Genomic DNA, 12,337 nt, shown 5'->3' on the forward strand with positions numbered 1-12,337 from the left:
CCCGGGGAGGGTGGGGAGTGGTGGCCGGGCGCCTCCACACGCGGAGGCGCCCGGTCCGCCTCAGTGCGCCGGGGCGTCGGTGACGATGACGTCGTCGATGCTCCGCTCGATCTCCTCGGTGCCGGAGGCGGACGTCCGTGCCCAGTAGTAGATGCCCAGCGAGAACACCGTGATGACCAGGATGTCCCACCACAGGCCGATGTGGCCCGCGCCGCCGAAGCCGCCCTCCGCGGAGATGACGCCCATCCCCAGCAGGTAGACCGGCAGCCACTGGGCGGCCCTGAAGTCCATCCGGGGCGCGTCCGGTTGACCGGTGGCGGTGGCGTACCAGGCGTATCCGCCGAGGAGGACGTAGCCGAGGACGATCGCGATGCCGAGGCGCCACAGGGTGTCCCAACCCGCCCAGTAGATGATGAGGTTGGCCACCACGAACGACAGCGGGGCGAGCGCCTTGCCGGCGGGCAGCCGGTACGGGCGCTGGTGGTGCGGTAGCCGGTCCGCGAAGACGCCGTACGCCAGCGGCGCGCCCGCGTACATCAGGACGCTCGCCGAGGTGATGAAGCCGACCAGTTGCTGCCAGCTCGGGAAGGGCAGGAAGCAGACCACGCCGGTCACGAAGGAGATGGTCAGCCCGAACCAGGGCACGCCCCGCTTGTCGGTGCCGGCGAAGATCTTCGGCGCGTACCCGTTCTTGGCCAGCCCGTAGGAGACCCGGGAGGTCGCGGTGGTGTAGATCAGGCCGGTGCCGCCGGGGGAGATCACCGCGTCCAGGTACAGCACCACGCTCAGCCAGCCCAGACCGACCAGGGTCGCCAGGCCCGCCCAGGGTCCGCTGATCCCGGGGTAGTCGAGGTGGGCCCAGCCGTGCGCGAAGGTGCTGTGCGGCAGCGCGGCGATGAACACGACCTGGAGCAGGACGTAGATGACCGCGCCGATCGCGACCGAGCCGAGGGTCGCCCGCGGCAGGTCCCGCTTCGGGTTGCGGCTCTCGCCCGCCAGCTGGATCGCCTGCTCGAAGCCCAGCAGGGCGAAGATGATGCCGCTGCCGCTGATGGCGCTGAGCACGCCCTTGGCGCCGAACGGCGCGAAGCTCTCCGAAGTGAAGTTGCCCGGGTGGAAGTTGCCGACGGCGATGACGAAGATGGCGGCCAGCGGTACGGCGATCTTCCACCAGGTGGCCGCGCTGTTGGTGTGGGCGAGTGCCCGTACGCCGAGGAAGTTGACGACCACGAAAACGGCCATGAGGACCACGGCGACGAGGAAGCCGCTGGTCGTCAGCGTCTTGTCCGCGTGCTGGAAGCCCTGCGCCCAGGACCAGTGGCCGGCGTAGCCGATCATGGCCTCGACCTCGATGGGCGCGACGGTCGCCGCCTGCAGCCAGGAGAACCAGCCGAAGGACATTCCGGCCAGACCGCCGAACGCGTAGTGCGGATAACGCGCGGTACCGCCCGCCACCGGGAACATGCCACCGAGTTCCGCGTGCACCAGCGCCAGCAGAACGATCGCCACCGCGCCGATCACCCACGAGATGATCGCCGCGGGACCGGCCACGACGACCGCTTCCTGGGCGCCGTAGAGCCAGCCGGAGCCGATGATGGATCCGACCGAGGCCCACATGAGCCCGATCAGTCCGACATCCCGCCGCAGGCCGCCGCCCGGGTCCCCTTTTGTCTCCGGTATTGCATCGACGCTTACCATAAATTAAGGGGCCTCTCACAAAATGCTTACATTTGAAGTGGAAGAGGCTCCAGATTAGGAATGAACTGCCATTCCATTGAAGATGGCAAGCGGATTTTTGACTCGCCTACGGGGAATTCCTGGCGAATACTTCAGGAATTCAGGGGGTGCCGGAAACCTCAGCCCAGCCGGGGTATCTCGATGGCCGGGCAGCGGTCCATGACCATGTCGAGGCCGGCCGCGCGAGTGCGGGTGTACGCGGCCTCGTCGATGACGCCGAGCTGGTACCAGACGGCCTTGGCGCCGATGGCGGCGGCTTCGTCGGCGACGGGGCCGGCGAGGTCGCTGTTGACGAACACATCGACGACGTCGACTTCGAAGGGGATCGCTTCCAGGGAGGGGTAGCCCTTCTCTCCGTGCACGGTCTCGGCCTTCGGGTGCACGGGCACGATGCGCTTGCCGTAGCGCTGGAGCACGTCGGCGACGCCATAGGCCGCACGTCGCTGGTTCGAGGACAGGCCCACGATCGCCCAGGTGTCGCCGAGCTCGGTGAGGATCTTGCGGATCGTTGCTGGGTCGCCGTACACGTTCGGCCTCCTCGGGATTCGTGCGTCGCCGTTCCTGACAACGGCGGGCCCGACGCGGGGATTCCCCGAGGGATCAGCCGGTCTTGTGGCCCCACCGCGGTCCGACCAGGTCCCACTCCCTGCCCCACTGGTCGATGCGCCGCCGGTCGAGTCGCCACCGGGCCAGGGCGCCGGCGCCGAACGCCGTGCCGGCGAGGCCTAGTGCGGCGGCCGTGCCCAGGACGCCCGCCTCGACGGCCGCCTCCGTGGGGCTTGGCGGCTCGGTGGCCAGATCGCCCCGGCCGTCCAGCCAGACCACGACCTCGGCGCCGGCCTTCTGATCCGTGCCGACGAGGGTCTTGTCCGTGCGCGTGTCGCCGTCGGGGGTTGTCCAGCGGATCTTCGCCAGGGCGTGCCGGCTCGTCGTGCCGGCCGAGGTGGCGGAGGCCGGGACGTCGGTGAGGAGTTCGGCGCGCACGGAGTGCCGTTCGGCGCGTTGCCGGGCGAACGCGTCGTCGGCGGCGTGGGCCGTCACCAGTCCGGCCAGGGCGCCGCCCACCGCGACGACCACCCAGACCGCCAGCACGATCCATGCCTCGACGATGTCGTCGCGCCGCCGCAACGCGTTGCTGCGCCAACGCCACAGCCGCTTCTTCGCGCGAGTCCCGCCGTCCATCGGTCCGCACCTCCTCGCCTTCGCCGGCACTCCTGAAGGTGCCAGCCGCAGTGTTGCCGCGGCATGGGCCGATCAGACGGAATCGAGGGGCCGACCGGGACCGACTCGCGCAAGAGGTCGGGATGTTCGGCCCCGATCGGCTAGGTCAGGGCTCGTCGGGGTGGTCGACGGGGACGAGCCGGACTCCGGCGACCAGGTCGGGGCGGATGCGGACCGCGTAGTCCATGGACCGTCCCACCCACGGATGCAGCAGTTCCTGGTAGCGGGCCAGGTCGCGGGGGTCGGTCACCAGATGGGCGTAACCGGTGACCACCACGCTCCAGCCGAGGTGTGTGTCCGGGTCGATGGCGTCCGCCTCGTACGCCACGACGACGCCCGGCGCGCCGGCCTGCCGGGTCCGTGAGGTCAGGGCCGCGCCCTCGTGGGTGCGGATGACGATGTCGCCGTCGTCCAGGACGTGGTTGACCGGGCGGATCGTCGGCAGTGCGTGCTGGGTGAAGACGATCCGTCCGAAGGACACGCTGCCCAGGAGCCGTAGCGCTTCGGCGGCGTCGAGGTCGATGCTCCGGCGCGGTCCTGTGGCGACCGGCCGGCCGTTGTCGAGGGCCATGGCGGGCTTCCGTACGTGTTCGTCTCTCACGGCTGCGTGTCTCCGACCGGCTCACCGGGCGTGTCGCGCGGCTCGGCGTGCCTTTGTTCGATCAAATCATTCGAACCGCGGCGGGGCCCGCGCCGCTAGGGCCCTTCGGCCCTCGCCGGTGACCGGACGGCCCGTGTCATGGTCGGTGGGGGCGTGCCGGGCCGGCTGTCACCTCTGCCCCGGGATCTCCCTCACGCGTACGCCGCGGTGCCGGGAACGCGGATGTCCCCGGCGGAAACGGTTCCTCGATCTCACCGAGCACGTCGCGGCCCGGCCCCCGCGCGGCTGACCCGGGGTATCTGCCCCTGATCCCGTACCGCCTCCCGCCGTGGGCCGATACCGTTGCACGTGACCGGCACGGTCGGCCATGTGCGTGTCTTCGGGACGTGGAGGATCACCGGTGGGAAGCCAGGAGCAGGCCGGTCAGGCCCGCGTACGGCTGCCGCAGCTGAAGCTGGACGAGCTGCTGGAGGAGTTGCAGGCCCGCCTGGACGCGGCCCGCGGCACACGTGACCGGGTGCACAGCCTCCTGGAGGCGGTGCTCTCGGTCGGCCGGGAGCTCGACCTCGAGCAGGCGCTGCACAGCATCGTGGAGGCCGCAGCGGTGCTGGTCGACGCGCAGTACGCCGCCCTCGGAGTGATCGGAGCGGACGGCAAGCGGCTGTCCGCCTTCCACACGATCGGGGTCACCGAGGAGGAGATCGCCCGGATCGGCCCTTACCCGGAGGGCCACGGCATCCTCGGCGAGCTGATCACCAACCCCCAACCGCTGCGGCTGGCCAAGATCTCCGACCACCCCTCCTCGTACGGCTTCCCGCCCCGCCACCCGCCGATGAACACCTTCCTCGGCGTCCCGATCCGGGTGCGCGACCAGGTCTTCGGCAATCTGTACCTGACCGAGAAGGCCGGCGGGGCGCAGTTCGACGAGGAGGACGAGTCGGTTCTGTCGACGCTGGCCGTCGCGGCCGGCGTCGCGATCGACAACGCCCGCCTGTACGAGGAGTCCCGGCTTCGGGAACGCTGGCTGAGCGCCACCGCGGAGATCACCCACAGCCTGATGTCCGGCAGCGAGCGCGGCGAGGCCCTGGGCCTGATCGCCGAACGGGCCAGGGAGATCACCGGAGCGGCCCTCGCCGTGGTCGCCATGCCCCTCGAGGACACCGACTCGCTGCGGGTGGAACTGGCCATCGGGGAGGGCGCCGAGGCGCACCGCGGGGTCGTCCTCCCCGTGGACGACAGCCTCATCGGTCTGGCCTTCTCCACTGCCGCGCCCGTCACCAGCCGGGACGTCGGCCGGGACGAGAGGGTGTCGCAGCGCTTGAAGGGGCTGGGGGCGGCGGTGGCCGTGCCCATCGGGACGGGCGACGGTGTGCGAGGCGTCCTGCTCCTGGTGCGCGAGGCGGGCCACATGGTGTTCTCCGAGAAGGAGACCGAGCCGCTGCGGGGCTTCGCCGCGCAGGCCGCGATCGCGTTGGGGCTGGCCGAGCGCCGCCAGGACGCCGAGCAGATCGCGGTGCTCGAGGACCGCGACCGCATCGCCCGGGACCTGCACGACCTGGCCATCCAGCGGCTGTTCGCGACCGGCATGACCCTGCAGAGCGCGGGTCGCTTCATCGAGCACCGGGAGGCCTCGGAGCGCGTGGCGCGGGCGGTGGACGACCTGGACGAGACCATCAAGATCATCCGGTCGACCATCTTCGGCCTGCGGTCGCACGACGGCCTCCCCGGGTCCGGACTGCGGGCCAGGGTCGTACGGGCGGCAGGCGAGGCGGCGCCCGTGCTGGGCTTCGCGCCCAGCCTGCGCATGGAGGGCCTGGTGGACACCGACGTGCCCCGGGAGATCGCCGACCACGTGGTGGCCGTGCTCTCCGAGGGCCTGACCAACATCGCCCGGCACGCCCGCGCCGACCGCGCCGAGGTGGCGCTGGAGACCGACGGCCGCGAGGTGCGGCTGACGGTGTCCGACAACGGCGTGGGAATCCCGCCCGAGGGGCGTCGCAGCGGCCTGCACAACATGGCCGAGCGGGCCCGGCAGTTGGGCGGCGAGCTCCGGCTGACCACTCCGGAGGGCGGTGGCAGCACGCTGCTGTGGCGGGTGCCGGTACCGGGGGCGAAGCAGTAGGAGACGTCAGCGCGCGGGACGGTCGCCGGACGGCTCGGGCTGCTCCAGATGCGTGGCGAGTACGGCGGCCTGCACACGCCGTTGGACGCCCAGCTTGGCCAGCAGCCGGGAGATGTGGTTCTTGACCGTCTTCTCCGACAGGTAGAGCTTCTTGCCGATCTCGCGGTTGGTGAGACCGTCCCCGATCAGCGCGAGGATCTCCCGTTCGCGCGGGGACAGCCCCGCCAGCTCGGGCGCCTCGGCCGGGGCCTGCGCGGGCTCGGCGCGCAGCGAGCGCATCAGGCGGGCCGTCGTCGCGGGGTCGAGCATCGACTGGCCCGAGGCGACCGTACGCACCGCCGAGACCAGGTCCGACCCCTTGATCTGCTTGAGCACATAGCCCGAGGCCCCGGCCATGATCGCGTCCAGCAGGGCGTCCTCCTCGTCGAACGACGTCAGCATCAGCACCGCCAGCTCCGGCATACGGTCGCGCAGCTCGCGGCAGACCGTGATGCCGTCGCCGTCCGGGAGGCGTACGTCGAGGACGGCCACGTGCGGACGTACCGCGGGGGCGCGGACCAGCGCGTGCGCGCAGTTCTCGGCGTCGCCGACGACGGAGATGTCGGGCTCGGAGTCCAGCAGGTCGGACACGCCGCGTCGCACGACCTCGTGGTCGTCCAGCAGGAAGACGCGGATCGGGTCCTGCTCGGTGAAGGTGCGTGCCTCGGTCATGTCGACCCCTCGTTCCCCGGGTGTGAGACGGACTGCGGGCCGCCTGTAAGGACGATCGTCACGCACCCGGACCCGGCGCACCAGGGCCGACCGGCCCAAGTCGTGCCCGTGGTGAGCACGGCCTACTTCCGTCCGTCGAGATCGAACTCCACGTCCACGACGCCTTCGACCGCCCGCACCAGCCGCGCCGCCACCGGCACCAGGGACGTGTCCCGGACCCGGCCGCCCAGCCGTACGACCCCGTCCCCGACCTCGACCCGTACCGCGGACGCCGGTGCCGGGAAGAGGTACGCCACGACCTCCCGCCGTACCTCCTCGGCGATCTCCTCGTCGTCCCGCAGGAACACCTTGAGCAGGTCGGCGCGGCTGACGACACCCTCCAGACGGCCCGTCCCGTCGACGACGGGCAGGCGCTTGACCCTGGCCCGCGCCATCGTCCGGGCGGCCTGGGCGAGCGTCTCGTCGGGACGGGCGGTGAGGGCGGGGGCGGTCATCAGTTCGCCGGCGGTGACCGAACCGGCCTTCGCGAGGTCGGAGAGCCGGCGCAGTTGGGTGTACCGGTCGGGGTCGCTGTCGCGGAACTCCTCCTTGGGCAGCAGATCCGCCTCGGAGACGACCCCGACGACCCGGCCCGCGCCGTCCACCACGGGCAGGGCGCTGACCTTCCGGTCCTGCATGGTCCGCACGATGTCCTTGAAGGCGGCGTCGCGGCCGACGGCGGCGACGGCGCGGGTCATCACGTCACTCACGATGTGCGGGGATCCGGGCATGGTGACTCCTCAACTCCTCGGTCGCTTCGGCGCGGGGACGCGGTCAGTGCGGGCCACCGCTGCCGTAGGGGGCGTACAGGTCCAGCAGCCGGGTACGGGACGCCTGCAGCCGGTGGGCGACCACCTCGCCCACCCACCGGGCGACGTTCCGCCCGAACTCGGGGTCCTCCTGGCACAGCGCGCGGACGGCCGTGGCGTCGAACTCGTAGGCCCGCAGCGGCGAGGCCGTCTCGGCACCGAGATGCCAGACGTAGGGGGCGAACAGCCAGGACCAGCCGATGAGTTCGTTGTGGCCGAGGGAATCGATGACGGCCGCCCGGCGGCCGGGCACGTGCAGGTCGAGGCAGACCGTGCCGGTGCGGATGATCCAGAACCGGTCGGCGCGTGCGCCTTCCTCGAAGAGCCGGGTGCCTTCGGGGAACGAGACCTCACGGGCGATCTGCATGAGTCGTTCCCGGTGCTCGGCCGGGAGCGCCCGCGGCATGCTCGTCGTGGCGGGAGCGTTCATGGCGTGCCTCCAGTAAGGCGTACGGAGTGACCACCTCCAGCGTGTACGAACGGCACCGGCAGGGCCATGGGCCACCCGGCCCCGGGAACGGGCCACCCGGCGCCCCGGCGGAGCCCTTCAGCACCCTGCGCCGCCGGGGTGGCGCGCCGTTCGATGGGGGCATGAGATCCGCCGGGCAGAGAGGGACCGAGCCATGCGTATCGTCGTCTGTCTCGGCGGCAACGCCCTGCTGCGCAGGGGTGAACGCCCCGACGCGGACGTCCGGCGGGCCGGCATCGTCCGCGTCGCCACCGCGATCGCGGCCCTCGCCCACGAGCACGACCTCGTCGTCACGCACGGCAACGACGCCCCGCTCGGCCTGCCCGACGGTGAGACCGCGGCCGAGGCGACGCTCGGCGCCCCTTGGCCGCTGGACCTGCTCGGCGCCCGGAGCCAGGGGCTGATCGGCACCCTCCTGGTGCGCACCCTGCGGAACGTGCTGCCCCGGCGCAGGGTCGTCTCGGTGATCACGCACACGCAGGTCCGGGCCGACGACCCGGCCTTCGAGCGGCCCACGACGGCCGTCGGGCCGGTCTACTCGGGGAGACAAGCCTCCTTCCTGGCGGTGCGGCACGGCTGGCGGTTGGCCGAGGACGACCAAGGCTGGCGGCGTGTGGTCCCCGCGCCGGGGCCCGAGCGGATCCTGGAGTCCGACACCGTGCGGGTGCTGCTGGACATGGGGACCGTGGTGGTCTGCGCGGGCGGCGGGGGCGTGCCCGTCGTCTCCGACCGGACCACCGGCGCGCTGTGCGGCGTGGAGGCGGTCGTCGACAAGGACCTGGCCGCCGCCCGGCTCGCCGAGGACCTCAAGGCCGACTTCCTGCTCATCCTGACCGACGTGCCGAACATCTACGCCGGTTACGGCACCCCCGGCCGGCGGCCCGTCCTCGACGTCACGCCCGCCGAACTCCGTGACGCCCACTACCCCGACGACTCGATGGGCCCCAAGGCCGAGGCCGCCGCCCGGTTCGTGGAGAACACCGGCGGACTCGCCGCGATCGGGGCGCTGGACGCGGCGTACGAGATCGTGCACGGCCGCTCCGGCACGCTCGTACGGCCTGATCTGCCCATCGCCTAAGGGTTCTTGCGGCACCACGTCCGGTACGCCGCCACCGCCGTCGGCAGCGTCGGGAAGATCAGCTCGCGGCCCACGGACTCCGTGAGCCCGTACGCCTCCAGGTCGTCCAGCAGGTCCTGCTTCACCCGGGCCAGGGCGAACACGATCCCGCGCCGGGCCAGTTCGCGGCGCAGGCCGTCGACGGCGTCCAGGGCGGTGATGTCCACCTCGACGTTCGCCTCGGTGTTGAGGACGAACCAGCGGACCGGGTCGGTCTGTTCGTCGACGGCGGCCAGGGCGCGGCGGTGGAAGTTCTGCGCGTTGGCGAAGAACAGCGGGGAGTCGTAGCGGTAGACGAGCAGTCCGGGGATCATGCGGGCCTGCGGGTAGTCGTCCACGTCGTGCATACCGGCCACCCCGGGGACCAGCCCCTCGACGGCGTCGTGCGGACGGGCCACCCGGCTCAGCAGCTCGGCCACGGACAGGCCGACGGCGACCAGTACGCCGTACAGCAGGTCCAGGGCGAGCACGCCGACCAGGCACCCGACGGCCAGCAGCAGCTCGCGCCGCCGGAAGGCGGCCAGCTTGCCGAAGCCTGCGAGATCCATCATGCGGGCGGCCGCGTACACCACGAGCGCGCCCAGTACCGCCGACGGCATACGTGTCAGCAGCGGGCTGAGGAACAGCAGCACGGCGAGCACCACCACGCCCGCCACCAGGGAGTACGCCTGGCTGCGGGCGCCCGCCGAGGAGGCGAGCGCGGTGCGGCTGGCGCTGCTGCTGACCGGGAAGCCCTGCAGCCAGCCGGCGCCGAGGTTGGCGGCGCCCAGCGCCAGGAACTCCTGGTCGGCGTCGAGCTCCCGGCCGTCGTCGTCCCGTCCGGTGAAGGCCCGGGCGGTGAGGATGAAGTCCGTGTAGGCGACGAGGAGGACACCCAGGGCGGGCAGCACCAGGTGCGGCAGTTCGGTGAGGTCGGGCGCCGCAATGGCGGGCAGCCCCGCCGGGACCTCACCGATCACCTTGATGCCGTATCTCTCGTCGAGGTCGAACACGGCCACGGCCGCGGTGCCCAGAACCACCGCCAGCAGGGGACCGGGCACGGAACGCGGCAGCCGCGCCACCGTGAACAGGAGCGCGACGACGACGGCGGAGAACAGCACCGTCGCCGGGTGCCCCTCGCCCAAGTGCCGTACGAATGACCATAGTTGGGGGAAGAAGCCCGAGCCCGTCGTGTCCACGCCGGTCAGCTTGGGGAGCTGGTCCACGATCATGATCAGGGCCACGCCCGCCAGATAGCCGATCAGCACCGGCCGGGACAGCAGGTCGGCGACGAAGCCCAGGCGCAGCAGCCGGGCCGCCAGGCAGAGCAGGCCGACCGTCACGGCGAGGGTGGCCGCCAGCGTGGCGTAGCGGTCCGGATCCGCGGCCGCGAGCGGGGCCACCACGGTCGCCGTCATCAGCGCGGTCGTCGACTCGGGGCCCACCGACAGCAGACGCGACGAGCCCAGCAGGGCGTACAGGCCGAGCGCCGGCAGGATCGCCCACAGCCCGGCGACCGGCGGCAGTCCGGCCACGCCCGCGTACGCCATCACCTGCGGGACCAGATACGCGGCCACCGTGACGCCGGCGAGCAGGTCGCCCCGCAGCCACTCGCGGCGGTAGCCGGTGAGCACGGGGATGCCGGGTGCCAGGCGACGCATGGCGGGCGTCATCCGGCGCCACCCCGGGACGTGCCGGCCCGAGCCGTGGGACATGGGTTTCCTTTCGCCTGCTGCCTTCCAGGGTCGACGGCCCGACCGGGCCCCAGGAAGGGGCCGTTCAGCCCCACGGGTGCCGACCTTCGGCATCCGGCGACGGACGTGGCCGCGCCACCAGGGTGAGCGGTGACACCAACGAACACATCTTGAAGGGACCACGACCATGGCCGTGCAAGGGCACCCGCACCGGAGCTCCGGGTTCCACCTGCCGTCGTTCCGCAGGAACCGGCCCGCCTCCGCCACCGACGGCGCCGTTCAGGACGTCGCCGGCACGACCGCAGCCGCGGCCTACGCGTTCGCCTCGCTGCGGCTGCTCACCGGGTTCGTCTTCCTGTGGGCGTTCCTCGACAAGACCTTCGGCTTCGGCTACGCGACCCCGTCGGGCAACGGCTGGATCGACGGCGGTTCGCCCACCAAGGGCTTCCTCGGCGGCGTCGCGGCCGGACCGATGGAGTCCACCTTCCACGACTGGGCCGGGGCGGCCTGGGCGGACTGGCTGTTCATGCTCGGTCTGCTCGGCGTCGGCCTCGCGCTGGTCGCGGGCATCGGTCTGCGCCTCGCCGCGGTGGCGGGCACGGCCATGATGGCGCTGATGTGGATCGCCGAGTGGCCGCCCGCGAAGCACCTGTCGGACGGCTCGCCGAGCATGTCGACCAACCCGTTCGCCGAGTACCACGTCGTCTACGCCGTCGTCCTGATCGCCCTCGCGGTCGTGGGCGCCGGCGCCACCTGGGGGCTGGGCAGGGCGTGGGCCCGCATTCCGTTCGTCACCCGCCACCCCTGGCTGCGCTGAACCGAGGGGCCGTTGGGCCGGTCGGTCCCGATCGGGGACCAGCGGCCCCTGCCGCAGCGACCACCCCGCACCCACGCTGGACACAGATCCCCGATCAGGAGGCAGAACCATGGTCCGCACTGTTGTCGCAGGTCTCGACGGCTCGCCCGAAAGCCGGGCCGCCGCCGAGTGGGCGGCCCGCGAGGCGAAGCTGCGCGGCCTGCCGTTGAAGATCGTCCACGTGTGGGAGCCCGTCCCGGCCCCCATGGCCCAGGCCCCGCTGCTCGGCGCCGAGACACAGCAGCACTGGAGCGAGCGCGTTCCCCGCGAGGCCGCCGAGGGACTCAGGCTGCGTCACCCCGGCGTCGAGGTGAGCGTGGAACAGCTGACCGGCGGAGCGGCCGAGGTCCTGACCAAGGCGGCCGAGGACGCGGAACTGCTCGTCCTCGGTTCCCGCGGACTGAGCGGGCTCGGCGGGTTCCTGGTCGGCTCCGTCGGCCTCTCCGTCGTGGCGCACGCCGAACGGCCCGTCGTGCTGGTCCGCGCCGGGGAGCAGGCCGCCGACGAGCACGAGGCCGACCCCGTGGGCATCCCGTCGGCCGCCACGCCGTACCGGCCCGTCGTCCTGGGCCTGGACCCCGCCGGCGCCGACGACTCGGTGATCGGGTTCGCCTTCGAGGCGGCCGCCCGCCGTGCGACCGGCCTGCGCGTGGTGCACGGCTGGAACCTTCCGCCGTACTACGTCTACGGCCTCTCCGCCGACCTGACGCTGCACGACGAGATCGCCCGGCAGCAGGCCGCGACCCTGGCCGAGGCCCTGCGGCCCTGGCGCCAGAAGTACCCGGGCGTCGAGGTCACCGAGGAGTCCCGGTCGGGCAGCCCGGCAGGCCGCCTGGTGGACGCCGCCCGTGAGGCCTCCCTGGTCGTCGTCGGCCGCCGCGTCCGCCGCAGCCCGCTCGGCGCCCACATCGGACCCGTCACGCACGCACTCCTGCACCACGCCGCGGCCCCCGTCGCGGTCGTCGCGCACAACTGACAACCA

General features: G+C 72.2%; 12 protein-coding genes. 4 read left to right on the forward strand and 8 right to left on the reverse strand.

All coding sequences use genetic code 11. From position 1 onward, the window contains the following. Positions 1 to 60 precede the first annotated feature (60 nt). The 4 genes from IG08_RS0131730 to IG08_RS0131745 all read right to left on the reverse strand — a co-directional run bounded on the left by IG08_RS0131730 (position 61) and on the right by IG08_RS0131745 (position 3,529). Entirely contained in the window at positions 61 to 1,698 is a 1,638-nt protein-coding gene (locus IG08_RS0131730) for an APC family permease (RefSeq protein WP_030610276.1), read from the reverse strand. A gap of 158 nt (positions 1,699 to 1,856) precedes the next feature. After that, complete coding sequence (locus IG08_RS0131735) at positions 1,857 to 2,264, reverse strand: CoA-binding protein (protein ID WP_030610278.1); 408 nt, start codon at positions 2,262 to 2,264, stop codon at positions 1,857 to 1,859. A 73-nt stretch (positions 2,265 to 2,337) separates the two neighbouring features. Then, entirely contained in the window at positions 2,338 to 2,919 is a 582-nt protein-coding gene (locus IG08_RS0131740; RefSeq protein WP_030610281.1) for an Rv1733c family protein, read from the reverse strand. Positions 2,920 to 3,064: 145 nt separating this feature from the next. Further along, positions 3,065 to 3,529 carry a pyridoxamine 5'-phosphate oxidase family protein gene (locus IG08_RS0131745; RefSeq protein ID WP_199820935.1) on the reverse strand — a complete coding sequence of 155 codons (465 nt, stop codon included), beginning with the start codon at positions 3,527 to 3,529 and terminating at the stop codon, positions 3,065 to 3,067. A gap of 397 nt (positions 3,530 to 3,926) precedes the next feature. Between IG08_RS0131745 and IG08_RS0131750 the strand changes: the two genes are divergently transcribed. Beyond that, a complete protein-coding gene (locus IG08_RS0131750) occupies positions 3,927 to 5,681 on the forward strand; it encodes a GAF domain-containing sensor histidine kinase (RefSeq protein ID WP_420823299.1) in 1,755 nt (584 codons plus the stop codon). A gap of 6 nt (positions 5,682 to 5,687) precedes the next feature. On the opposite strand, the gene IG08_RS0131755 is transcribed toward IG08_RS0131750, so the two are convergent. From IG08_RS0131755 to IG08_RS0131765, 3 genes are all read right to left on the reverse strand, one after another. Further along, positions 5,688 to 6,392 carry a response regulator gene (locus tag IG08_RS0131755; RefSeq protein WP_030610289.1) on the reverse strand — a complete coding sequence of 235 codons (705 nt, stop codon included), beginning with the start codon at positions 6,390 to 6,392 and terminating at the stop codon, positions 5,688 to 5,690. Between the two features lie 122 nt (positions 6,393 to 6,514). Beyond that, the gene (locus IG08_RS0131760) at positions 6,515 to 7,162 is read right to left on the reverse strand and encodes a CBS domain-containing protein (RefSeq protein WP_030610291.1); all 648 of its coding nucleotides are present in this window, start codon (positions 7,160 to 7,162) and stop codon (positions 6,515 to 6,517) included. Between the two features lie 43 nt (positions 7,163 to 7,205). Next, the gene (locus tag IG08_RS0131765; protein WP_030610292.1) at positions 7,206 to 7,670 is read right to left on the reverse strand and encodes a Crp/Fnr family transcriptional regulator; all 465 of its coding nucleotides are present in this window, start codon (positions 7,668 to 7,670) and stop codon (positions 7,206 to 7,208) included. Between the two features lie 193 nt (positions 7,671 to 7,863). On the opposite strand from IG08_RS0131765, the gene IG08_RS0131770 reads away from it, so the two are divergent. Next, a complete protein-coding gene (locus IG08_RS0131770) occupies positions 7,864 to 8,787 on the forward strand; it encodes an amino acid kinase family protein (protein ID WP_030610294.1) in 924 nt (307 codons plus the stop codon). On the opposite strand, the gene IG08_RS0131775 is transcribed toward IG08_RS0131770, so the two are convergent. Continuing rightward, on the reverse strand, positions 8,784 to 10,520 hold the full coding sequence (locus IG08_RS0131775; RefSeq protein WP_030610296.1) for a SulP family inorganic anion transporter: 1,737 nt from the start codon (positions 10,518 to 10,520) through the stop codon (positions 8,784 to 8,786). The two genes, IG08_RS0131770 and IG08_RS0131775, sit on opposite strands and share 4 nt — an antisense overlap. Before the next feature lie 166 nt (positions 10,521 to 10,686). Between IG08_RS0131775 and IG08_RS0131780 the strand changes: the two genes are divergently transcribed. Beyond that, positions 10,687 to 11,316, forward strand: coding sequence for a DoxX family membrane protein (locus tag IG08_RS0131780; RefSeq protein ID WP_030610298.1), 630 nt, complete (start codon positions 10,687 to 10,689; stop codon positions 11,314 to 11,316). Between the two features lie 109 nt (positions 11,317 to 11,425). After that, entirely contained in the window at positions 11,426 to 12,331 is a 906-nt protein-coding gene (locus tag IG08_RS0131785) for a universal stress protein (protein ID WP_030610300.1), read from the forward strand. Positions 12,332 to 12,337 lie beyond the last annotated feature (6 nt).

The organism is Streptomyces fulvoviolaceus (genome assembly GCF_000718165.1).
Taxonomy (GTDB): Bacteria; Actinomycetota; Actinomycetes; order Streptomycetales; family Streptomycetaceae; genus Streptomyces; species Streptomyces fulvoviolaceus.